Below are 21,578 nucleotides of genomic sequence, written 5' to 3'. Positions count from 1 at the left end.
TTGTTCTAAAGATCATGCAGTTACACGCATCTAGAATGATTAAGGCTTTACAGTATTGATAATGGAGGGAATGAAATTAAGGTCAACATAGTAATAAATCCGCATCCTTGCGATGCGGATTAATGCAAAATTTAATTATTCTTTTTCTTTCAACTTCGATTTTATAAACTCCTCAATTTCTGCGATCAATTCGCTATTAATTCTATTAAATTCAAACCTAATTTTTCTTCCAGACGCATTTTTGCTAATCCTTGCATATTTATCTTTATTATCAAACACGGCTAATTCACGAGTTTCCCACCCCTTGCTAGGAGGTTTTATGTCAAGCTGTTCAACTACTGTAGTAATTTTATCTATTACTGTCTTCTGTGCTTCGGAAATATCGGTTACATCCAAGCTCCTTATTTCCTCCCGAACATTATCTACAACTTCCTCAAGAGAGAATAAATTCTTTTCGACGTACTTCTGTAGTCGGGATAAGCGATTGTAATACGAGTTAGGAATACCTTCATAGTCAGGAAAGAGAGCAATAAGAGAATTATCTATCTTCGCCGCCTGGATACGCTTAGAAACAGATACATGGCTGATTCCGAGATAATTAGCAAGCTCTTCATTAGTTGCAAATCCAAGGTCTTTCATTTTCTGTAAATACTGGAATCCAACTTCACGGTAAGAAAATCTCCGTGATGTCTGTGCTGCTGTAATGATGGAATTAATATCTTCCGGGGATAATTCATCCGGCAACACCCATAGTGGCAAATCCTTCGCAGATTGAATACAACAGAAACGCCTACGACTGCCCTCTATAAGCAGATACACCCCATTTCGTTTGACAGCAACGCCTTCTGTATCAACACCACGTACCTTAATTTGTTCCAGGATATCTCGAACTGCATTTACAGTGAGAGCTTCCTGGTTTCGTGGGTTCATAGGGTGTACTGCGGTTTCCAGTTCCACCTTCTCAGCCGGTACAATGATGTGTTCAGCTTCCAGCTTACGTCCATTATGTAAAGCAAACAGCTTCCTCAGTCGAGGCTGTGATTTCAGGCCTGGAAGCCCGGAGCGATGGCTGACTTCAGTACGCTTAGGTGCATTAATATAACGGGATTTGTCATTCCCGATATGCTGCTCATCACTCATGCGTTACTCCTTTCTTTCACAGAAAAACTCTTAATCTCATTTATAAATTGCTGGTAGACCGCCATTACAGATTCTTCAGCCACATCAAGCTGCTTAGGTGAGCAAAGCTCTTCAGACTTTTTAATATCCAATACGGTTCTGCCCCTTGATGCTGCGGCTTTAAACGCTTCGGAATTTTTAATATTTGCAGACATAAAGAGTTCCTGCACTGTTCTTACCAGTTTATCCAGAACAATTTTTTCATATGGACTCTTATCGTCTACGTTAACAGCCAGCACTTTGAACCACCTCAGATTTTCGCCCTTGCTCGGCGATTGTTTGAAACGCTCGCTGATGGTCAACATGAAATCAGTTGTGGAAGCATAATCGTATTCACGAGGTGATACGGCAACAAGAATGCCATCAGCGGCTTCATCAGCTGCCCAAGTGATTGGCGAATCCTCTGGTGGAGTATCGATGATAATCAGGCCGTATTTTTTCTTCAAAACAGGCAGAATAACTTCTTTGAATCGAAGTAATAGCTCTGTTCGTTCTTCTCTGGAACACTGCCAGTATTTATCTTTAAATCGCGCATCTGTAGGAAATGCTGTAATAACATCAAGATTCGGTAGGTGTGTCGAAAAAGGCATACTCTCAATGATTTCTTCTTCCGAATACCCTAAATCAAGGTATTTTTTGTAATCTGAGTCCTCTTCATAAACCCCTAAGATGGCGTCAATAGCAGTGAGGAAAACATCATCTTCCGCTACACTTTGTATCATCCCGCTACCAATTGAGCCTTGTGGGTCCCATTCGATCAAAAGTGTCCTTGCGTTTAGATGCATATCAAGCGCTGCGGCTACAGCAAGAGCCCCTGAAGTTGTACTCTTACCCGTGCCGCCCTTATGGTTCTGCGTTACGATTGCACGGCTATGGTAATAGTCGCTGTACCGAGGACAGCCCAGAGCATCCATGATTTTTTGGACGTCCCACCTGGTATAGAGATGGTTTTTGTTCTGAAAGATAGGAGCACCAACCAGACCTCTATCTTCAAGATCGGCAAGGATTTTATTAAAGGTGACGCGTGACTTGCCAAAAAAATCTGACAGATTTTTTTTATTCAAACAATGGTTATAGATGAGGCGATCTACACCTTCAACACTATCATCCGAGACCGAAACCCTTGAAGAGACCAATAATGACTCCTTCAGGGAAATCTGCTCGCTCTTCATTCGTTGACCGACAAGGGCGATCTTATCAATTAGATTCATTCTCTTCCGATCCCTTTTAACCTAAATAATGAAATTAAACGCATATATGTACACTTTACGCATAATGCGTACATTCGTGCCTTATGCGTTTAATTGTAACCGTAATTCTAACTATACGCTAACGTTCTGTTTCTTTTTCGTCGATTATGGGATATCAGCCTCATCGGTTTACTTTGTTATGTGTAAAAAGAGAGTTATAAGGAATGACTTTCAACATTGGCGATAGCAAACTACCGACTTAACAAGAGTCAGCTATGTGGCAACTAACGTCAATTCCCCTGTATTCAAAAGCATCTCTTTTTGGGCTGGCGATTAACGGGGTTAAATGTTCCGGCACTCAAACAGCATCCCGCCCTGGGCTGGCGATTAAGGGGGTTAAATGTTCCGACACCCGGACAGCGTCCCTCCCTTGGCTGGCGATTAAGGGGGTTAAATGTTCCGACACCCGGACAGCGTCCCTCCCTTGGCTGGCGATTAAGGGGGTTAAATGTTCCCGCACCCAAACAGCATCCCGCCCTGGGCTGGCGATTAAGGAGGTTGAATGCTCCGGCACCCGGACAGAATTCGGCCTTGAGCTGGCGATTAAGAGGGTTCAATGTACCGCCGCTCCGACAGTATCCCGCGCTGGGCTGGCGATTAAAGGGGTTAAATGTTCCGGCACCTGGACAGTATCCGCCTTGAGCTGGCGATTAAGGGGGTTAAATATTCAGGCACCCGAACAGTATCCCGCCCTGAGCTGGCGATTAAGGGGGTTAAATATACAGGCACCCGAACAGCATCCCGCCCTGGGCTGGCGATTAAGGGGGTTAAATGTGTTCCGGCACCCGGACAGTATCCCGCCTAGAGCTGGCGATTAAGGGGTTATATGAATCAGTTCCCGGGAGGGATCTATACATGACCTACGATAAAAGCAAAACAACATTAAAGTTTGGTTGTAAGAACTGAAAAGTACAAAGTTGAAATATGAAACGCGGGTTGGACCTCTCTAACGTTAGTGGTAATGACTTATGGTGCAAACATAAATCTACATATTTATGGGAAGCTGGTTAGACGACGTCCGGTCTGAAGCGCACAGACTGAAAGAGTACCGTGTGGTTCGGCGTGAACCCAGACAATAATGTTAATTCTTCGCAGCAAAATAAGAGGGCGTTCTCACAAAAGTTGTGGAGACTTGTGCAGATTACTTCTTCTGAAATCTCGTAGGCCGTTCTAATTATCTCTATGTTACTAACATTTAATTTCCTTTACCTTTTCTAGTGTTTTCGAAATAAGGTTTCGGTGTGCTAGAACTTTGTTGGAATTTAAAGCCTGGACTCTAATACCGGGCAAAAGAGTAGAATATGCCAGGCCCCCGCAAAATTTTCGACGGCTAAGGCGCCATTCAGGAATGAACTAAATCCTTCCTGCTTACCTCGTGATCCAAAAGATGGCATTCAGAATACTAAGAAAGCACGCCGAATCTGAGCCTATAACCCTTTGGCTAAATTATGCAAAGCAATGTTACTCAACACCCGGGATAAACTTTAAGGTGTTTATATACCAATTTTGGAGATTAAGGCGCACATACCCGGCGGAGCGAATTGGTTGGATGTAAGCGTGCAGCGAGAACCGTATTGACGGGGATGTGTTATTCAGTTGGCAGTGCTACGCGCCAGGGGAGTAGTTCGCTGACCCGGTTTATCGGCCAGTCAGCTATAACATCAAGCACATGGCGAAGGTAGCTTTCTGGCTCCACTCCGTTCAGTTTGCATGTCCCGATCAGGCTGTACAGCAGCGCTCCCCGCTCTCCTCCATGATCCGAACCGAAGAACAGGTAGTTTTTGCGGCCCAGGCTGACCATCCGTAGCGCATTCTCAGCTATGTTGTTATCTGCCTCGGCCCAGCCGTCGTCAGTATAGTAAGCCAGCGCCGGCCACTGGTTCAGTACGTACGTGAACGCTTTCGCCAGTTCTGAGTGTCGCGACAGCGTTTTCACCTTTTCACGCAGCCAGCTTTCCAGGGATTTCAGCCGCGGTTTAGCTTTTTGCTGACGTTCTGCAAGGCGTCGCTTCGCCGGCATCCCCCTTATTTCCGCCTCGATGGCATATAACTCACCGATCCGTTTCAGGGCTTCCTCCGTCAGCGCTGACGGGGTGCGAACGTGCACATCGTGGATCTTGCGGCGGGCATGAGCCCAGCAGGCAGCTTCCGTTATCTGTCCATTGCGGTACAGTTCGTTGAACCCGGCGTACGCATCCGCCTGCAGAACACCGCTGAAGCCAGCGAGATGGCTCTGCGGGTGGATACCTTTTCTGTCCGGGCTGTAAGCGAACCACACTGCCGGCGCCAGCTCTGACCCGGCGTTACGGTCGTCACGAACGTACGTCCACAACCGCCCGGTCTTCGTTTTCTTATTACCTGGCAACAGCACCGGGACAGGCGTGTCATCAGCATGGAGCTTACCGTCAGTCAGCACATAGTCCTGAAGCGCCCCTTCCAGCGGTGACAGTAGCCGGCAACACGCATCCACCCAGCCCGACAGCAGTGAGCGGCTCAGCTCCACACCCTGGCGGCCGTATATTTCAGACTGGCGGTACAGCGGGGTGTGCTCTGCATACTTTGAACTCAGCACGCGGGCCAGCAGCCCCGGTCCTGCGATACCCCGCTCGATGGGCCGTGAAGGCGCGGGGGCCTGCACGATGGCATCGCACTGAGTACAGGCATGCTTTTCACGTACTGTCCGGATAACCCGGAAGGCGCTGCGCATCAGCTCCAGCTGTTCGGCGGCATCTTCACCCAGGTAACTCAGCGCACCACCACATTCCGGGCAGCATGACGCTGCCGGCAGCAGCCGTTTTTCGTCACGGGGAAGTGATTCAGGGAACGGTTTGCGGGTACGGGTCTGCCGCAGCGGGCGCTGCACGGCCGGGTCATCCACCCGGCCGGTAAGGGTATCGCTTTCTTTCTGCAACTGCTTAAGGTCGGCTTCCATCTTCGCGATACGGCGGGAGACTTTTTCGGAGCGGCTGCCGAAGTTCATCCGGCGCAGCTTATCCAGTTGCGCCTGCAGGTGATCTATTTCGCGTTCACGCTCGTTCAGCTTTTCCAGAAGGGCACGGTTCAGCGCCTCCTGTTCGGCAAGGAGACGTTTCAGTTCATCGATATCGTCAGGAAGTAAGCTGTTCATACCGGGTATATTACCAGGCTCATTCAGCGTCGACCAGGATAAAGAGGCCTACAACATAGTCAGTGACGTAAGCAGTCTTTTAGGCTGCCGCCAGTCGATACCTTCAAGGAGCATCGCCAGCTGTGCCGGTGTGAGGAACACTTTGCCATCCCGGGCTGACGGCCAGGCGAAGCGGCCGCGCTCCAGCCGTTTGGTCAGCAGACACAGTCCATCGCCGGTAGACCAGAGGAGCTTTACCTGACTGCCATTACGCCCACGGAAGATAAAAACGTGACCTGACATCGGATCGTCTTTCAGCGTCGTCTGCACCTTTGCCGCCAGGCCGTTGAAGCCGTTTCTCATATCGGTGATGCCAGCGACCAGCCAGATCTTTGTCCCTGATGGTAATGGGATCAACGTTTGAGCTCCCGTATCAGCAGGTTCAGGATATTTTCGCTGATGGCACCATTCAGACGGAGTGATCCGTGCCGGAACGTCACTTCACAGCTGATATTGAGTGATTCAGGTGCCGCAGCAGCTACAGGTTGTGACCGGGGGGAGGTTGCAGGGACAACATCTTCGGCATCAAGTGTTATCGGGAGCAGCTCAGGCACGTTGTTTTCTGTTGTTGAAGGAGGACGTAGTTTTCCTTCGCGCCAGTACTGGCGCCACTTGAACAGCAAATTATCGTTGATCCCATGCTCACGAGCGAGTTGCGCTACGGAGATCTCTGGTCGATGCGAGAGTTCAACCATTTTGATTTTGAACTCAACGGGATAATTAGGGCTTTTTTTACGCACTGCGGTTAATGATTTCATGGATAGCGTCCACCATATTTGGTGTCCATTATCCTCTCAGGAATTTCAGGATCTGCCAGACGGTGCTGAGACGACGCTTACGGTTGGATCGTCAGTAAATTGTTTTATTAGGAATAAACTTCCCCAATTTCAAGATGCGAATTTCAGGTTTTTTGGTAAATGGCACTACGCTTGTTTTACAGATAGCAACCAGTTACAACATCTCGATTAACCATATTCTAGTAATCACTTGAAGCTGAAAATGGTTGACTATACCAACCTAAATAGAAGGCATTTCATTTTAGTTCAAAACAAAACTGCAACTTAATAGTTATGGTTGGTTTAGATAACCACAAATACGAAAATTGACTAACAAAACAAAAAGAAACCAACTCACAAATATTATCTCTAACTTGTTAAACAAACCAACAAGACATGAGTTATTGTTTGTTTTTCAATGCCTTACAAAACTTTAAATCGATACATAAGAAATTATGGGTTGCTTAGCTAACCATAAAGATAGTGTTTATATCTAATATACAGTAGCGCGACAAATTTGGTTATCACTTGCAACCACAACATCCGTATCCAAGGCAGGAAATTTAGCTCAGCACAGGCCGAGCATGATTAAACATCAGCCGTATAAAAGCTACATCACCAATCAACTTAAGTAGAAGCCCCAGAGAAGCCAATCAACAGTATCTACAAATAAAATTTAGGGATATTTAGGGATATTTAGGGGAGTTAATTCGATCCAGAAATTCTGAACCTGAACAATTGTTGCGGGGGAGGGCAGTGTAACACAGTTAAAAACCTGTATTTTGAGTAAAGTACGGATACCTCATCCAGTAAAGATGAGGTATCCAGTACTACTTAAACGTTATGCAGCTGCATTGCTAGCAACTTCCTGTTCATACAGTATCTCAATTGCTTCGCCGTAAGAGCAATCAAGACGGCTTTGTATTTCCCATAGCTTTCCACGGTCGGTACTGTCAGTCGTAAAACAAAGCTCCATTTTCCTGTCTACATAGAGGCGACATATCTCCTGGAAATTCTCGAATCGGACGAGCATCTCAGAAAATGCACGCTTTATCGTTCGTATGTTTTTCATACGCTCATATTCAGCATCAGTCGTGGAGAAGTAGTTATTAGCCTTCATGGCTTCTATGCTCTCCTTTTCCTGCTTCATGATGATCTTCCACGGCGAGTTGGCCGTCAGGGCTCGACCTACCGAGGAGGTGAAGTAATCTTCAAAGGACTGGGTAATACAAATACCAGCACAGTTCGTTTTCCTGAATCGGCGCCAGGCAGCTTCAAGGAAAGATGAGAAAAACTGATTTGACTGATTACTGGAGCCTGAAGCATTATCCGGGCGAATATACTCCCATGCCTCATCAAGGATGAACAACCGGCGGCGACCGTCCTTTTTGATAAACATTGCATGCTGAGCAGCTTGAATGATCGACATGAGCACGACTGTCTGGAGGTGAGGGGTACCCTTCAACTCTTCAAGCTCAAGAACTATAAACCGACTACCGAAGTTTATTGGCGGGAGCTTTTCGGTAAATCGATTTCCGTAAATGCCTCCTTCACACCATTGCCCTAATTGCTCACCGATATCTTTAATACGCTTATCTTCATGGGCAGAACAGCGGCGTGCAAATCCTGTAATAGAGCCTGTACTTCCGACTTTACGTGATTCGTTATATTCATCACCAATCAGTTGAAGCATGACCGATTGTTGAAAGTCGTCAATATTTCCTTTTTCAGATGCCATTATTTTTAACTGATTCAGGACCATAATGGTCTGTGCAACTTTATCCTTTTCTTCATCGTTATTATTTGAGTCGTCATTGAAAACAGGCGCTTCATCAAAAACTCGGTCTGCAACAGTGACATCGGTCAAAAATGCGAACGGATTCAGAGTAAAATCAGGCTTTTTACCAAAATCTATAAACTGACTATTTGTATATTGCTCCGAAATACCCTGATACGAGCGACCAACGTCAACTACAAAAATCTGGGCTCCATCAGGGTCAAATGCATCATAAGCATTGTTTTTGAAACCTTCAAAAGTATCACGATAATGGATCAGATTATTAGAACGCGGCCCTGCACCAAGATAGTTATTAATGATGTATGCAACCCAGAACGATTTGCCTGCACCAGAAGTCGCCCCAACAACCATATTATAGCTGGCAGAAGTCTTGAAGATATCAAGCCCCAACAGCTGGCCCTCTCGTGAGACGAGGTTAAGTACAGGTCTGTCAGTATTACCTTTCCATGGGCCGAATAGAGGGGTCATATGCGCTGCACCAGTATTACTGACTACCTCAAAACGGTCCAGATCTAGTATCGTCTTGGGGTCATTACACATTGGAAGGCAAGAGACAAAAGATGGAAAGATGATGTATGAATCATCAGCCACTTTAACGCGACTTTCCAGATAAAATGATTTTAACTGGTCTGCGGCAGACTGGACATCTAATGCTGAATTCCCCATGACGGTAAATGTCAGATAACTGTGTAAAAGACGGGCCCCATCTTCCAGTTCACGTGTTACCGCCATGTAATCATTATCCATGTCCTTCAGTCTTGGACAAAACGTTAAGACGGTTGGGATACTAGCTTGTTTGTTAGTAATTGCCTTATATCTGACGTTATCTCTAGCTAATTTTAAGGGATCGGCGAAATGGACTGTTTGAGTTATCATAAATGGGCTAAATATAGTTTTACGCCCATTCATCCAATTCACTACAAGTTCATACATGCTTCCAAAATTTACATGTTCTGGGAACTTGACCACAGATAATTGTTTGAAATAACGATGTTCAGAAACATCAGTACTCTGCGTTGTAGATGAAAAATTATTTTCAGTTACTGTATATTTTCGCCCCGGAACATTTAGCTGTTCGTTAAGACGCCTCATAGTGTTGACTTCAACATGACCTTCAGCCCAACGTGATGTTTTTCCCGGATGCATTAATTTATCCATGCAATAAAGCCAGTTTTCGGCGCTAACTTTATGTGGAAAAAGGCCCAGTGTGTTCAACTTACTGATTAGGTCAGAGTACAGTGCATCGATGCGATTAATTTCAATTTCAGTAGGAAGCGCAGATTTCAACGGAATAGAAAATGACATCCAGATCTGAAAGTCACGAAGCATTAATTTATCATGATCCGGTTTTAAGGGTTCATTTAGACTTCTATCATAATAATCCAGCTGGTAGGCCGTGAGTAAGTCCCCCTTAAGCTTATCATGTCCTTCCATTCGACCACCACGAACTGCCGACCAGGCACTTAAATGCAAGGTCAGGTCCGGCAGTGCTGTTAATGAGGTCTGACAGATAGTGTCAGTAGGAAAATCCATTTTAAATAATTCAGCTAACACATCCTGCTGATTATCAAAAACACCAGGTGAGGGGTTACAAATAAACATAAACCCAAGCCGATTACCGTCTATTAGAAAATAATTCGTGCCAGGAATCTGGTCGTATACAGGAATAAACCCACCAAACTGGTGGCGACTTAATTCTTTATTATAGATGTTAGCAGATTTCATTCGCGACCTCAGAGTTGTCTGATAATACCGTTAGGGAAGGTGCGAATAAGCAGGTCATTTCTTCCCAAGCTGACTCGCTGATTAAAATTTCGCGGATCTGGGCCGATTTTTTTCCCGCAAACACATCGAATCAGCCTATTTAGGCTATTTTTTCCACCATTTCTGGCGTTATTTCCGGTTTTTACTGAGATCTCTCCCACTGACGTATCATTTGGTCCACCCGAAACAGGTTGGCCAGGGTGAATAACATCGCCAGTTGGTTATCGTTTTTCAGCAGCCCCTTGTATCTGGCTTTCACGAAGCCGAACTGCCGCTTGATGATGCGAAACGGGTGCTCCACCCTGGCACGGATGCTGGCTTTCATGTATTCGATGTTGATGGCCGTTTTGTTCTTGCGCGGATGCTGCTTCAAGGTTTTTACCCTGCCGGGACGCTCGGCGATCAGCCAGTCCACATCCACCTCGGCCAGCTCCTCGCGCTGTGGCGCTCCTTGGTAGCCGGCATCGGCTGAGACAAATTGCTCCTCTCCATGCAGCAGATTACCCAGCTGATTGAGGTCATGCTCGTTGGCCGCGGTGGTGACTAGGCTGTGGGTCAGGCCACTCTTGGCATCGACACCAATGTGGGCCTTCATGCCAAAGTGCCACTGATTGCCTTTCTTGGTCTGATGCATCTCCGGATCGCGTTGCTGCTCTTTGTTCTTGGTCGAGCTGGGTGCCTCAATGATGGTGGCATCCACCAAAGTGCCTTGGGTCATCATGACGCCTGCTTCGGCCAGCCAGCGATTGATGGTCTTGAACAATTGACGGGCCAGTTGATGCTGCTCGAGCAGGTGGCGGAAATTCATGATGGTGGTGCGATCCGGCAGGGCGCTATCCAGGGATAACCGGGCAAACAGGCGCATGGAGGCGATTTCGTACAGGGCATCTTCCATGGCACCGTCGCTCAGGTTGTACCAATGCTGCATGCAGTGAATACGCAGCATGGTCTCCAGCGGATAGGGCCGTCGGCCATTGCCCGCCTTGGGATAAAACGGCTCGATGACAGCGGTCATATTCTGCCATGGCAGAATCTGCTCCATGCGGGAGAGGAAAATCTCTTTTCGGGTCTGACGGCGCTTAGTGCTGAATTCACTATCGGCGAAGGTGAGTTGATGGCTCATGATGTCCCTCTGGGATGCGCTCCGGATGAATATGATGATCTCATATCAGGAACTTGTTCGCACCTTCCTTAGACGAAACTGCTTTCGTTGCTCGCTGTTGCTGTTGCATATTTTCACGAGCGGCATCCTGAACTTGCAAAGGAACTATTCGCGCCGGATTTGATGTCGAATTTTTACCCGCAATCCAAGTTTGGGGTTTGACATTCACATAGACAAAGCCAGGCAGGTTTAAAGCGTCATTATCGTCCGTGTATGGTGCAAAGGTGATTCTCATGACGCGGCCTTGCTGAAGTACAGCAAGCGGTTCTGGAGCTACCACAGCCTGTTTATACCCTTGTGTACGGTATTGCTGGATCTGGCCAGAGCTGAGCGTAGGGTTTACAGGCTGTCCATTATTAACGGAGTAAAGGTCTTTACTAGCACTGATATCGGAATTTGGCGCAACGTAGCGCGGTACAGGTGCCGGAGATACAACCTGTGTTGTTTGCTTCATGACATCAGCAGTCGGATGGATAAAAGGGTTACCGGATGCACCTGTTGAGCTGTAGCTCGTTGTCATCCTTACATTAGAATTAACTGGAACGCCGCTTATCGGCCGTGGCCCGATTGTTGATGTTGGCGCGCCCATTTTTAATGTCTCATCGTACATAACGGGGACTTGGCCAGCAGGTTTAATTTGCGTCGTCTTGTATGTCACAGGCTTATTTACCAAGACGGCAGACTTAGGGTATTGCACAGCGCCAGGCGGCGAAATTTGGGCAGGGTACTGGCTGTCATTGACAGCCGATTTCTCCTTTCCCGAATTAGCTTCTTCCTCCGCAAGGCCGGAAAGATCATCACGGTTATTCGTTAGTTCCATAACTTCACGAGGGCCTTTACAAACGACCCCTTTTTCAATTCCCGGACATTCTGATTCTGAGCTGCCGATAGTACAACCCGCTAGGTATGAAGATGAACCAACAACCAGAGCGCTGAAAATAACTTTTTTAATGTTCATTTCATTACCTTAATTAGTAGCAAATGGGTTTTTGAGTAAGGGTTCGACACTTTGTTTTAACCATGAATCAAAATCTTTCGGTATGCCATTACCGGCAAGTCCGTCTTGTCTCACAACTGAAGGTACGCCCTGTAATTTATAAATACCTGCCAGCATCAGAGATCCTACCAATGGCTCAGCCGGACATGTTTCTGCCTCTTTTTTTGTCAGGAGCCTTTGTTCTATATCGGTCTTATTTCCCATAAGCCAACGCAAGATATCAAGGTCATTCACTTTGCCTTTTTCTTTACTGCACCATAGTTGACGTAATTCTTGCTTTGGCTCACCGGGGGAGGGGATTAAAATGATGTCAACCCGGTATTTTTCTCTTTCGTCATAGAATTTTTTTATTAAATCTTGGCAACCATCACAATCAAGCGTGATAAAAATAGCGGCTTGTCTTTTTAGTTTTGGGTTTCCTAAAGGGATCAATGCCACAGTATCAAGAGGAAAGGGGGCGTCGTCTAAATTAATAAAGTAGGATTTTCGTACATCTTCTACGGATAAGACTGACTTTCTCTGAAGAATGTCCATGACGCTACCACCCGTTATTGTATAACGTCCATCAGTGGTCACAGCCATCAACTGCGAACGTTCATCCTGGAACAGATAAAGACCTCCAGTCGGGATGTAAATAACATCTTTAGGCTTATAGCTTTGCATTTTCGCCAGTACGCCCTCTAAAGGTTTCGTGGACACTCCACCTTCTTTTGCTTTTTCCATTAATGCAGCTGCATCAGTGTTGTTTAATACATTTTCAGCAGCATTTGTAAGGGGTGGACACACTGTGATCATAGAGACCAGCAGAGATAAAAGTAACTTTTTCAATTATCGTATCTCACTTTCTTTTGTTTCGCCTTGTAGAGATTGTACCTCACCAAAACTTCCACCAAGGTCGATATAAGAGACTATTTGAACATTATCTGGAATTGTTACTGCTAATGATGCATCAATAACCAAATAGCCACGAGAACGGTAAACTTTCATTAATGCTTTAAAGTAATTTTCAAAGTTGTTTTTAGACTGTACCAAATCCGGCTCAGGATTCTGCTTATTAAATTCTTTCCTTAAAGTTTGCATATCAAGTACTGCAATTTGGTAGGACGGATTCGACATTGCTTTGACGCTTTCATAAACAAAACTCGCCCCCTTGTATCCATAGATCACGAAAAGCACAGCTAGGCCAGCTAGGGAAGGTGCGAATAAGCGGGGAAATTCTTCTCGGCTGACTCAGTCATTTCATTTCTTCATGTTTGAGCCGATTTTTTCTCCCGTAAATGCCTTGAATCAGCCTATTTAGACCGTTTCTTCGCCATTTAAGGCGTTATCCCCAGTTTTTAGTGAGATCTCTCCCACTGACGTATCATTTGGTCCGCCCGAAACAGGTTGGCCAGCGTGAATAACATCGCCAGTTGGTTATCGTTTTTCAGCAACCCCTTGTATCTGGCTTTCACGAAGCCGAACTGTCGCTTGATGATGCGAAATGGGTGCTCCACCCTGGCACGGATGCTGGCTTTCATGTATTCGATGTTGATGGCCGTTTTGTTCTTGCGTGGATGCTGTTTCAAGGTTCTTACCTTGCCGGGGCGCTCGGCGATCAGCCAGTCCACATCCACCTCGGCCAGCTCCTCGCGCTGTGGCGCCCCTTGGTAGCCGGCATCGGCTGAGACAAATTGCTCCTCTCCATGCAGCAGATTACCCAGCTGATTGAGGTCATGCTCGTTGGCCGCGGTGGTGACTAGGCTGTGGGTCAGGCCACTCTTGGCATCGACACCAATGTGGGCCTTCATGCCAAAGTGCCACTGATTGCCTTTCTTGGTCTGATGCATCTCCGGATCGCGTTGCTGCTCTTTGTTCTTGGTCGAGCTGGGTGCCTCAATGATGGTGGCATCGACCAAGGTGCCTTGAGTCATCATGACGCCTGCTTCGGCCAGCCAGCGATTGATGGTCTTGAACAATTGGCGGGCCAGTTGATGCTGCTCCAGCAGGTGGCGGAAATTCATGATGGTGGTGCGGTCCGGCAAGGCGCTATCCAGGGATAACCGGGCAAACAGACGCATGGAGGCGATTTCGTACAGAGCATCTTCCATCGCGCCATCGCTCAGGTTGTACCAATGCTGCATGCAGTGAATGCGTAGCATGGTTTCCAGCGGATAAGGTCGCCGGCCATTACCAGCCTTGGGGTAAAACGGCTCGATGACTTCCACCATGTTTTGCCATGGCAGAATCTGCTCCATGCGGGACAAGAAAATCTCTTTTCTGGTCTGACGGCGCTTACTGCTGAATTCACTGTCGGCGAAGGTAAGTTGATGACTCATGATGAACCCTGTTCCATGGCTCCAGATGACAAACATGATCTCATATCAGGGACTTGTTCGCACCTTCCCTAGCATCAAATACTTGAGGGTTTTCTCGATATCTATTTCCAAAGTTACTTTTTTGGTTGTACGTATACCCCCAACAGGTTTAGCCGCCTCAAGCTTCACGTTTTCAGCAGAATCACTTTTTGTTCCTGGTTCAATGTTATTTTCCATAATTAACCTCAGCGACTCGTCAGGTTTGTAGGTATTGTTGCGCCTGATTGAACGATAAACGTAATTGGGCGCCCTGGGCTAACTTCGACTATTGGCCACTGCTGCTCAGCAATTGATGTGTAGTAGTCCACAAGACGGTTTAGACCGCCCTGAGCTGCTCCGGCTCCGGCCAACGCTCCTAATGCCCCGATGTTCGGCGATTGGTATTCAGCCGTTGAGTTAGGATCGATATTTAACGAAGACACCTTAGATGGGCTCAGACTACCAGCCAGTGCTGACAGGCCTCCTGCAAAAGCAGAACCTGCGATCGCATTTCCATTTCTACTTATCAGATTTCCACGAATACCATTTTTCCCGTCATTTTCACTAACTGCGTATGCTTCCAGTTTGACGTCGAAAGCTTTTCCTTTCGAGTTCACACAAGATATTGATGTTGCCCGAATGTATGCTCGCTGTGACGCCAGATCACCCACAGCTGAACCCAACAAATTACAATCCCGCAAATCCATCGTGAAATTGTTTGGCATGATGATGTCTTTTTTAATACGCATAGTGACTGGCATGGGTTCAGCTTTAGACGACAGACTCGTTGGGGCTTCCAGACCATTAATTAGCACCCCTGTGATAATTGACGTCGCTGGGAGAAACATTTCGTCTTTACGTGCCGCATGCCGAGCTTTACTGTCTACAGGAGCGGTCCCGTCGCCGCGAATAGTTCGTGTCGGGGCTTTGTCACCGCCAGCAACGACCTCACGCCCCTCTCTTATCCGGCTTTCGGATATCGGCATAACCTGAATGACACCATCAGAACCATTTGTCTTAATTGAACTCTGCGTGATAGTCCGCATTGGGCTATTTCGGGTCGGTGTGATCGGAGCGTATCCGGAACTAGCCCCATTCACCGCAGCATTTGGATTTAGCTGGTATGGCGTTGCTGGGGCCTGCTCATTGACGTTTTTGCGTGACCCACCTGCGTCGAGATTACGATTACCGTTTCGTGAGGTCTGCATGTCAGTCAACTGCGTCGAGAGCTGCTGGACTTGTGAAGCAAGGTTGGCAATCTGTACTTTGCTTTCTTGCTGGGCCTTTTCAGCTTTATCACGATCTGCCTTTGCCGCATTCTGATCAATGCGGTTCTGCCTGACCATTTCGTTATAAGTCTTCTGGCTTTCCTCGTTACTCAGCTTAGTCATTTGTGAATCATCAATCAGGAACCCAGTTTGCATATCTTTTTTCTGGGTTTTCTTCTCTTTTTTAACCGGAGTGGAAAAAATTGATTGACTAATAACGATAATCAATACAATCAACGCAGCACCAATTACTGAGATTCTGACAGTTTTATTTTCCCAGGCATTTTTAATGTCCATTATTAACTCCACTCTTTGGTTGCTGGAAGCGCTTAACTTTCAAATTTCGTTCGTTTTCTGTCATCTGAGGCACGATATAAGGTTCACCCGCCCTGGGCCATTTATCTTTAAAATTCAATCCTGAATTATCGGATTCAACAGGGGCAAAATCCTTACCATTATTAAGCGAACCAACTTCTTTAATTTCCTTAACTCCGCGCCGACTTTCAAACTCGGTTGAGCTTCCAACGAATTTTTGCGCAAGGGTAGGGTCGCTTATAATTATCGTATGTTCTTCAAACGCATCGTCAACTGTCTCACCCGGTCGGTGGTCATCGGGAACTATATTCACTGTTCCTTTTGGAATGTACTCAGTTTGGTAGTAATAACTGGTACCCAAAAAAACGACTAGTCCAAATGAGACCCCTGTAAGAAAAGTAGCTTTTCTCATTTTATCTTTTAATCAGGCTTGGTCGTGTGGTTACACGAGTCTGGCGCTCTTTAAATAATTTATCCCGCACAATGTAAAGCTCGGTTTCCTCTCCAGGCTGAAGAAATGCTTTATCGAACAAAGCACTTGCAATTACTCCTTCAGTTATACATTGCTGATCAGCGACAACTTGTCCGTAAGGCTTGTCATTTTTAACAAGAATGACATCTATCAATTCCCTAGATCCCACAAGTCTTTGCCCTAACTTTGAATACATATTGAAATTACACGGGGACTGCTCTGAGCTCGGTATACGTGACAAGCGGTCTTCTTGTAAACTAAAACCAGAAGGAACCTCACCTAGCGCAACCGGAGTCAGTAAATCAATGATCCGCTGTTTATGGTCATCCTGACGAGGGTCAGATGGTGCCAACTCTTCTGACTGGGATCGTGCCAGCATCTCATCATAATTATGTTTATCCAAAGATGTCTCACGTTTCGCCTGCATTGTCGGGCTCAAAGAAGTTGTGACCGAAATCATTGCACCAGGAACATCCAGTGGAACCAGTGTCAGGTTATAAGTCGATTCAGGCACTGAATCTTCTGAAAGCATTATTCCAATTGGCTTATCCGTGTTTGTTGAAATAAATACATCGCCGCCGTTAACGAAAATACTGGCTTCATCACCTGGCGTTGAAGTACTTACAGATGCGTTTTTAAATGAAGTTGAAATTCTGTTTTGCAGACCCCGTGAAACTGGCAGTACAATATTCCCACCCGGTGGGACGTTTACTCGCTGCACTTCTTTGTAGCGATTACGAGCCTCTACATATAACTCATCTGCTTTTGAAGGGGCCCCGGTGCTTTGTGCATTTTGTTGAGGCTCTTTCCCTGCCGGTCTTCCGTAACTATCAAAATTTCCGGATTTAACCTGTTGCTGATAACCGACAAGCGTAGGGTTTTTTGACAATGCGCCAGTTATCTCATTGACAGCTGGGGAGGCACTACTTGCAGGTGAAAGACTTGGTAGTTCAGTGGTCGGTTTTGTTGCTTGTGACGTCTCAGGCGCGGGGCCGGTGCCAGATTCTTTAATAATCGCATTTTTCACACCATTCTGAAATTCATCTGCCCCGACAGGCATAACAACCGGGTTATTTACTGTCGCCGGTAACTGATAGTCTTCAGCAAAGACTACATTCGAAGTTGCCAGCAAGATCATTGCTGTAATCGCGTGACAGCGAAAGCCCTTTTTAGAAGTCATAATTAGTTACCTGTAGACGGCGGGGGATTATCGAGTGTTGCCAGTTGTTCTTTGCCGTTGATTGTAATTTTCTTAATATTTGGTGTACCAGAATACTGATTTACATAGGCTATGCGTGGTCGTCCGTTTTTCATACCCAGCACCCATTCAAACGTCCATTTTGATGATTCTGTTTTGTCCGGAACATTAATCAAACGCGTTGATTTCGTTCCCCAGACATAGACCATGTCATTTTTGGTGTCATAATACATATCGATCGGTTTAAATGACTGTTCAACACCACGAGCTTGCATAATATTGGTCTGCTGCTGTAATGACTCACGGGTTTTCGCCTGTAAATCCGGAGAAAGCGCATCCAATATGGTTGTTGTTACAAAGCCTATGTTTGTTGGGTTTATGTTCCCAATTAAAGTACTGAAGAATAAGGCCCATTGAGTTTTATATGACTCTGAGGCTTTATTTCCCACAACTTTAACTTCTTCCGTCATATTAGGCGGAAGCACAATAGTCACAGGATCGGTAAGAAATTGATTTTTTACCACTAAAACTGCGATGACTAATATAGCAATTGAATTCACACGTAAGAGTTTTTCGTCACGTTTAATCAATGCACTATAAGTAATTCCAATTTCAGAAGCTTCAATCTCTTTACTAAAGCGAGCTTTAGAATCCCGAAAGCGTCCTTTTGAGTCTTCGCCTCCATTTTGCGAAGTCTCGTCCTTTTTATCAAAATCGCCATTACTGGCACTTTTAATGAATGGAATTTTAAGCTTGCTGAGAAGTTTCATTCTTAGCTCCATCAAGAATAGAGGTTTCTGATAAATGGATCGGTAAAGTAACGACTACTAAACACTGATTTCCCTGGAAACAAGCCGAACCACCACAGTTTGTGTTTGAGTTTTCCTCTAACTCCTTCTTCAGCTGCTTTTTTATATGCAAACCAAAACACAACCGCAACAACTACAGAAGTTATAAAGAAATCAAAAATATTACCACTCGCGATAGTCACGAATGTTATACCCAATTGCTTTGCATCCCAGAATAGAATCAACAAAGGCATATTAATTCTGTAAGGGAAACGATAGGTATGTGGAGGTACCTCGTACTGACTTGTCATAAAAACTCCAGAGAGGGGGAATATCCCCCTCATCGTTATTGTTCTAACAAATCACAGCGGGATACCAGCATCCAGGAACGTGCTGATAATTTTTTCACCGTTTGCCATAATCAGCATCATTAATGCTGAAACCAGCGCCAAACCAAGGTTAGGTTTTACAACGCCGAAATAAGCTACGGAGAACAACATGCCGCAAGCGATGATTTTACCCGGCGCACCAGTTAATGCTTCGCTCATGTAGGCCCAGATATCGCCGAAGGCTCCGTCGTCGGAACCCGCGTACGCTAAACCGCAACTTGCTAAAAACAGGAGAATAAACAAAGGCACTTTTGCATGTTTAGACTTCAGAAATGCAAAAGCGTTAGTTTGTTCTCTTTCAACGTTAGTATTCAATGTCAGTTCCATAATTACTCCGTGTTGATTTGAGTTCACGTAAACGCATTTGCATAATACTTTTTATTTTTCTTTCATTTTTCTGTTAACCACCCTTTTTTTCCCTTAATTGCGCCTGGTGTTTTTTTAGCCTATGAATGTCACATGTGAATACCGTGTGTATATCGGATTGAAGAAGGTGAGGCAGGTTATTTTTTCTTTATAGGGAAGAAGTTCATCGTCTATCTCTTCACCATTTTTGTGATAACCATCCAGTCCGATATTTGAGAAAGCTCTGTGTAAGGATGTCATTCTAAAAAAGTCACTTTTCCCATTGATACAAGTGCTTTTCAGCCACATCCTGTGTGTCGCCCCATTCATGCAAATGCTTTTCAAACAATGCGCCTTTTCCAGCCTCATTCATGCAAATGCCTTTGTAGCAAAGACACATATCCGAAACCCATTCATGCAAATGCTTTTCGACCAAAGGAACCTTTTCCGGGCTCATTCATGCAGTTGCTTTTCGACCAAGGGCAACTTTTACTATTCCATTCATGTAAATGCTTTTTGGTGAAATTCAGCTATCGAATCCCATTAAGAGAGGTACTTTCAGTCCAAAGGCACCTTTTCAGGTCGATTCATCCAAATGCTTTCCGGTCAAAGACACCGTTACGGCGCCATTCATGCAAATGCCTGTCAACCAAAAGCACCTTTTACTATCCCATTCATGCAAATGCTTTTCGACCAATGCCCCGTTTGCTGCACCATTCATGCAAATGCTTTTCGACCAATGCCACCGTTTGCGGCCCCATTCATGCAAATGCTTTCAGCTAAAGGCACCTTTTTACTGTCCCATTCATGCAAATGCTTTTCAGCTAAAGGCATCTTCCCGCCTCATTCATGCCAGGGGTTTCCAACGTAGGCACCTTACACAAACTCATTCAAGCAAATGCTTTTATACAAAAGGCACTTTTCTGTCGCCATTGAAGCAAGTGCTTTTCACAAAGGTCACTTTTCTCCCCCCATTGAAGCAAATGCTTTTCACCACCACTATGGGATTTTTAAACGATTTGCTTTTATTTTCATGAGGTTATGTTTACTTATGGGACCTCTGTTTTGAACTGGATATTTATCAAAACGCCTCTGTTCTAATCATGTCCCAGACAATTACAGGCTTTAATTTTCTGTGCAAATCTCAGTGTGACATGAGAAGGACAGGGATTTTTCACGTATAGCCACTATGCACAAACGTTGATGGGTAGTTTTATCTAAAGGCATCTGGATGAATGACTTCTGATTAAATCATTCAAAATCAATTGCTTAGTATTCGTTATCTAACTCAGTGAAAATTAGTTAAATAAAGCATTCGATCGAATGCTCAAAATTCCCAGGGTGCTTAAGCAAAAGTAAGAAAGGAAGCAGGGAAGCAGGGAAGCAGGGAAGCAGGGAAGGGTATTCATATCAGCAGAGGCGTCCAAAAAAGCATTTGGATGAATGCCCGTACGCCTCATTACATCCAAAGTTACTTTTCTGCGAACTGAACCAGAGGATCAGCTTTGTTTTGCCAGAGCAAGCTTTGGACTTCTCTTAAAAATCTGGAACTGAATATCTCTACCTTTCTTAACCTCTTGATATTCAAGGTATCCTATTGATTTTAACTCCAGCATAGCCTTTCTGATGATCTGGTTTTGAGTACGTACTGGAGTCGTCAAAAGAAGCCGCTCACGCAAACGCTTCATGTTAACGAATAACGTTCCGGCAGGCATTGCCTCAAAATAGATGTACAGGCTCTGTGCAGCTTCTTTTTTGGCGAGAACCGACAGTACCTGTAAGCTTAATAGGGTTTTATGATCATACCGGTAAAGCTCCCACATCGAGGGATCACCCACGAGCTCTACTGTGTCCTTCTTAGGGTCAATCATAGCTTTCTGCACAAGGTGTGTGACAGTGAAGCGTTCAGTTTTAGAATCACGGAAAGAAATAACAACGGACGCGAGGTTTGCCAGCGCTTCCTGAAATCGTGAACGGGTTCGCTTGTTGATATTTGTAGAACTGATACCACACATTTTTGCAAACTCATTGAACGACAATGTTATTTTCTCGGAGGCGAATCCATATTTACTGAACGCCATAATGCACCCAAGCCAACACTTGAAGTCCGTGGACATCGAAAGCTTAAGGCCAGTGATCCGGATGTCATCGTATCCTTCTGACCGGGCCAGTTCCATGCTCGACAACTCATCAGAAGCATCAACCTCAAAATTTCTGAATCGCTTCTCTTTAGTTCCCACCGGGGTAAAAACACTTAAGCGCAGTAAAGCAATGGGTTGGACCGATTTCGAAGAGTTTGGACTCAGTTGATAAGTCCTCCCTGTATCCGTGTTGGTCACATCAAACGGATGTGCTAACTCATTGTTATCACTCAT

Annotated in this window: 21 protein-coding genes; all 21 read right to left on the bottom strand. The window is 45.5% G+C overall.

Going from position 1 to position 21,578, the window contains the following annotated elements; all coding sequences use genetic code 11:
• Positions 1 to 135: 135 nt before the first annotated feature.
• The 21 genes from HV213_RS29830 to HV213_RS29735 all read right to left on the bottom strand — a co-directional run bounded on the left by HV213_RS29830 (position 136) and on the right by HV213_RS29735 (position 21,578).
• The gene (locus tag HV213_RS29830) at positions 136 to 1,140 is read right to left on the bottom strand and encodes a ParB family protein (protein WP_022652164.1); all 1,005 of its coding nucleotides are present in this window, start codon (positions 1,138 to 1,140) and stop codon (positions 136 to 138) included.
• On the bottom strand, positions 1,137 to 2,390 hold the full coding sequence (locus tag HV213_RS29825; RefSeq protein ID WP_015063110.1) for a ParA family protein: 1,254 nt from the start codon (positions 2,388 to 2,390) through the stop codon (positions 1,137 to 1,139). The genes HV213_RS29830 and HV213_RS29825 overlap by 4 nt, the downstream gene beginning before the upstream one ends.
• A gap of 1,627 nt (positions 2,391 to 4,017) precedes the next feature.
• Positions 4,018 to 5,556 (bottom strand): IS66-like element ISKpn24 family transposase, encoded by a 1,539-nt coding sequence (locus HV213_RS29820; protein WP_004201219.1) that lies wholly within the window; start codon positions 5,554 to 5,556, stop codon positions 4,018 to 4,020.
• Between the two features lie 48 nt (positions 5,557 to 5,604).
• Positions 5,605 to 5,952, bottom strand: coding sequence for an IS66 family insertion sequence element accessory protein TnpB (gene tnpB / locus HV213_RS29815; protein ID WP_000612626.1), 348 nt, complete (start codon positions 5,950 to 5,952; stop codon positions 5,605 to 5,607).
• Positions 5,949 to 6,353: an IS66-like element accessory protein TnpA gene (gene tnpA, locus HV213_RS29810; RefSeq protein WP_003031976.1), complete on the bottom strand. Its 405-nt coding sequence runs from the start codon at positions 6,351 to 6,353 to the stop codon at positions 5,949 to 5,951. The genes tnpB and tnpA overlap by 4 nt, the downstream gene beginning before the upstream one ends.
• A gap of 859 nt (positions 6,354 to 7,212) precedes the next feature.
• Positions 7,213 to 9,894, bottom strand: coding sequence for an IncHI-type conjugal transfer ATPase TrhC (gene trhC, locus HV213_RS29805; protein ID WP_015063109.1), 2,682 nt, complete (start codon positions 9,892 to 9,894; stop codon positions 7,213 to 7,215).
• 8 nt (positions 9,895 to 9,902) lie between these two features.
• Positions 9,903 to 10,094 carry a hypothetical protein gene (locus HV213_RS33635; RefSeq protein WP_327021807.1) on the bottom strand — a complete coding sequence of 64 codons (192 nt, stop codon included), beginning with the start codon at positions 10,092 to 10,094 and terminating at the stop codon, positions 9,903 to 9,905.
• On the bottom strand, positions 10,076 to 11,056 hold the full coding sequence (locus HV213_RS29800) for an IS5-like element ISKpn26 family transposase (protein ID WP_000019450.1): 981 nt from the start codon (positions 11,054 to 11,056) through the stop codon (positions 10,076 to 10,078). The genes HV213_RS33635 and HV213_RS29800 overlap by 19 nt, the downstream gene beginning before the upstream one ends.
• Positions 11,057 to 11,096: 40 nt before the next feature.
• On the bottom strand, positions 11,097 to 12,053 hold the full coding sequence (locus HV213_RS29795) for a TraV family lipoprotein (RefSeq protein WP_181486535.1): 957 nt from the start codon (positions 12,051 to 12,053) through the stop codon (positions 11,097 to 11,099).
• 9 nt (positions 12,054 to 12,062) lie between these two features.
• The gene (gene htdT, locus HV213_RS29790; protein ID WP_185757620.1) at positions 12,063 to 12,815 is read right to left on the bottom strand and encodes a protein-disulfide isomerase HtdT; all 753 of its coding nucleotides are present in this window, start codon (positions 12,813 to 12,815) and stop codon (positions 12,063 to 12,065) included.
• Between the two features lie 105 nt (positions 12,816 to 12,920).
• On the bottom strand, positions 12,921 to 13,259 hold the full coding sequence (locus tag HV213_RS29785) for a transcriptional regulator (protein ID WP_228288645.1): 339 nt from the start codon (positions 13,257 to 13,259) through the stop codon (positions 12,921 to 12,923).
• 170 nt (positions 13,260 to 13,429) lie between these two features.
• Positions 13,430 to 14,410, bottom strand: a complete 981-nt coding sequence (locus HV213_RS29780; protein ID WP_000019403.1) for an IS5-like element IS5 family transposase — start codon at positions 14,408 to 14,410, stop codon at positions 13,430 to 13,432.
• A 45-nt stretch (positions 14,411 to 14,455) separates the two neighbouring features.
• On the bottom strand, positions 14,456 to 14,626 hold the full coding sequence (locus HV213_RS29775; RefSeq protein WP_228288644.1) for a hypothetical protein: 171 nt from the start codon (positions 14,624 to 14,626) through the stop codon (positions 14,456 to 14,458).
• Between the two features lie 8 nt (positions 14,627 to 14,634).
• On the bottom strand, positions 14,635 to 15,993 hold the full coding sequence (gene trhB / locus HV213_RS29770) for an IncHI-type conjugal transfer protein TrhB (RefSeq protein WP_022652153.1): 1,359 nt from the start codon (positions 15,991 to 15,993) through the stop codon (positions 14,635 to 14,637).
• Positions 15,983 to 16,423 carry a plasmid transfer protein HtdO gene (gene htdO / locus HV213_RS29765; protein ID WP_015063104.1) on the bottom strand — a complete coding sequence of 147 codons (441 nt, stop codon included), beginning with the start codon at positions 16,421 to 16,423 and terminating at the stop codon, positions 15,983 to 15,985. Before htdO ends, trhB begins: the two co-directional genes overlap by 11 nt.
• A 1-nt stretch (position 16,424) precedes the next feature.
• Positions 16,425 to 17,663 carry a TraK domain-containing protein gene (locus HV213_RS29760; protein ID WP_015063103.1) on the bottom strand — a complete coding sequence of 413 codons (1,239 nt, stop codon included), beginning with the start codon at positions 17,661 to 17,663 and terminating at the stop codon, positions 16,425 to 16,427.
• 2 nt (positions 17,664 to 17,665) lie between these two features.
• The gene (locus tag HV213_RS29755) at positions 17,666 to 18,451 is read right to left on the bottom strand and encodes a TraE/TraK family type IV conjugative transfer system protein (RefSeq protein WP_022652152.1); all 786 of its coding nucleotides are present in this window, start codon (positions 18,449 to 18,451) and stop codon (positions 17,666 to 17,668) included.
• A gap of 11 nt (positions 18,452 to 18,462) precedes the next feature.
• On the bottom strand, positions 18,463 to 18,780 hold the full coding sequence (locus HV213_RS29750; protein WP_022652151.1) for a type IV conjugative transfer system protein TraL: 318 nt from the start codon (positions 18,778 to 18,780) through the stop codon (positions 18,463 to 18,465).
• A gap of 51 nt (positions 18,781 to 18,831) precedes the next feature.
• On the bottom strand, positions 18,832 to 19,185 hold the full coding sequence (locus HV213_RS29745; RefSeq protein WP_015063100.1) for a hypothetical protein: 354 nt from the start codon (positions 19,183 to 19,185) through the stop codon (positions 18,832 to 18,834).
• Positions 19,186 to 19,474: 289 nt separating this feature from the next.
• A complete protein-coding gene (locus HV213_RS29740) occupies positions 19,475 to 19,660 on the bottom strand; it encodes a hypothetical protein (RefSeq protein ID WP_032610388.1) in 186 nt (61 codons plus the stop codon).
• Between the two features lie 1,042 nt (positions 19,661 to 20,702).
• Positions 20,703 to 21,578, bottom strand: coding sequence for a RepB family plasmid replication initiator protein (locus tag HV213_RS29735; RefSeq protein WP_015063098.1), 876 nt, complete (start codon positions 21,576 to 21,578; stop codon positions 20,703 to 20,705).

Source organism: Klebsiella sp. RHBSTW-00484, assembly GCF_013705725.1.
Lineage (GTDB): Bacteria > Pseudomonadota > Gammaproteobacteria > Enterobacterales > Enterobacteriaceae > Klebsiella.
The sequence above is the reverse complement of the archived record's forward strand: the minus strand, read 5'-3'. Positions and strand labels throughout refer to the sequence as shown.

What these genes read in the sequence shown, in the direction of transcription:
- HV213_RS29830 (WP_022652164.1), bottom strand. Translation starts at nt 1,140, where the DNA reads ATGAGTGATGAGCAGCATATCGGGAATGACAAATCCCGTTATATTAAT.
- HV213_RS29825 (WP_015063110.1), bottom strand. Translation starts at nt 2,390, where the DNA reads ATGAATCTAATTGATAAGATCGCCCTTGTCGGTCAACGAATGAAGAGC.
- HV213_RS29820 (WP_004201219.1), bottom strand. Translation starts at nt 5,556, where the DNA reads ATGAACAGCTTACTTCCTGACGATATCGATGAACTGAAACGTCTCCTT.
- tnpA (WP_003031976.1), bottom strand. Translation starts at nt 6,353, where the DNA reads ATGAAATCATTAACCGCAGTGCGTAAAAAAAGCCCTAATTATCCCGTT.
- trhC (WP_015063109.1), bottom strand. Translation starts at nt 9,894, where the DNA reads ATGAAATCTGCTAACATCTATAATAAAGAATTAAGTCGCCACCAGTTT.
- HV213_RS29800 (WP_000019450.1), bottom strand. Translation starts at nt 11,056, where the DNA reads ATGAGCCATCAACTCACCTTCGCCGATAGTGAATTCAGCACTAAGCGC.
- HV213_RS29795 (WP_181486535.1), bottom strand. Translation starts at nt 12,053, where the DNA reads ATGAACATTAAAAAAGTTATTTTCAGCGCTCTGGTTGTTGGTTCATCT.
- htdT (WP_185757620.1), bottom strand. Translation starts at nt 12,815, where the DNA reads ATGGAAAAAGCAAAAGAAGGTGGAGTGTCCACGAAACCTTTAGAGGGC.
- HV213_RS29780 (WP_000019403.1), bottom strand. Translation starts at nt 14,410, where the DNA reads ATGAGTCATCAACTTACCTTCGCCGACAGTGAATTCAGCAGTAAGCGC.
- HV213_RS29775 (WP_228288644.1), bottom strand. Translation starts at nt 14,626, where the DNA reads ATGGAAAATAACATTGAACCAGGAACAAAAAGTGATTCTGCTGAAAAC.
- trhB (WP_022652153.1), bottom strand. Translation starts at nt 15,993, where the DNA reads ATGGACATTAAAAATGCCTGGGAAAATAAAACTGTCAGAATCTCAGTA.
- htdO (WP_015063104.1), bottom strand. Translation starts at nt 16,423, where the DNA reads ATGAGAAAAGCTACTTTTCTTACAGGGGTCTCATTTGGACTAGTCGTT.
- HV213_RS29760 (WP_015063103.1), bottom strand. Translation starts at nt 17,663, where the DNA reads ATGACTTCTAAAAAGGGCTTTCGCTGTCACGCGATTACAGCAATGATC.
- HV213_RS29755 (WP_022652152.1), bottom strand. Translation starts at nt 18,451, where the DNA reads ATGAAACTTCTCAGCAAGCTTAAAATTCCATTCATTAAAAGTGCCAGT.
- HV213_RS29750 (WP_022652151.1), bottom strand. Translation starts at nt 18,780, where the DNA reads ATGACAAGTCAGTACGAGGTACCTCCACATACCTATCGTTTCCCTTAC.
- HV213_RS29745 (WP_015063100.1), bottom strand. Translation starts at nt 19,185, where the DNA reads ATGGAACTGACATTGAATACTAACGTTGAAAGAGAACAAACTAACGCT.
- HV213_RS29740 (WP_032610388.1), bottom strand. Translation starts at nt 19,660, where the DNA reads ATGAGCCCGGAAAAGGTTCCTTTGGTCGAAAAGCATTTGCATGAATGG.
- HV213_RS29735 (WP_015063098.1), bottom strand. Translation starts at nt 21,578, where the DNA reads ATGAGTGATAACAATGAGTTAGCACATCCGTTTGATGTGACCAACACG.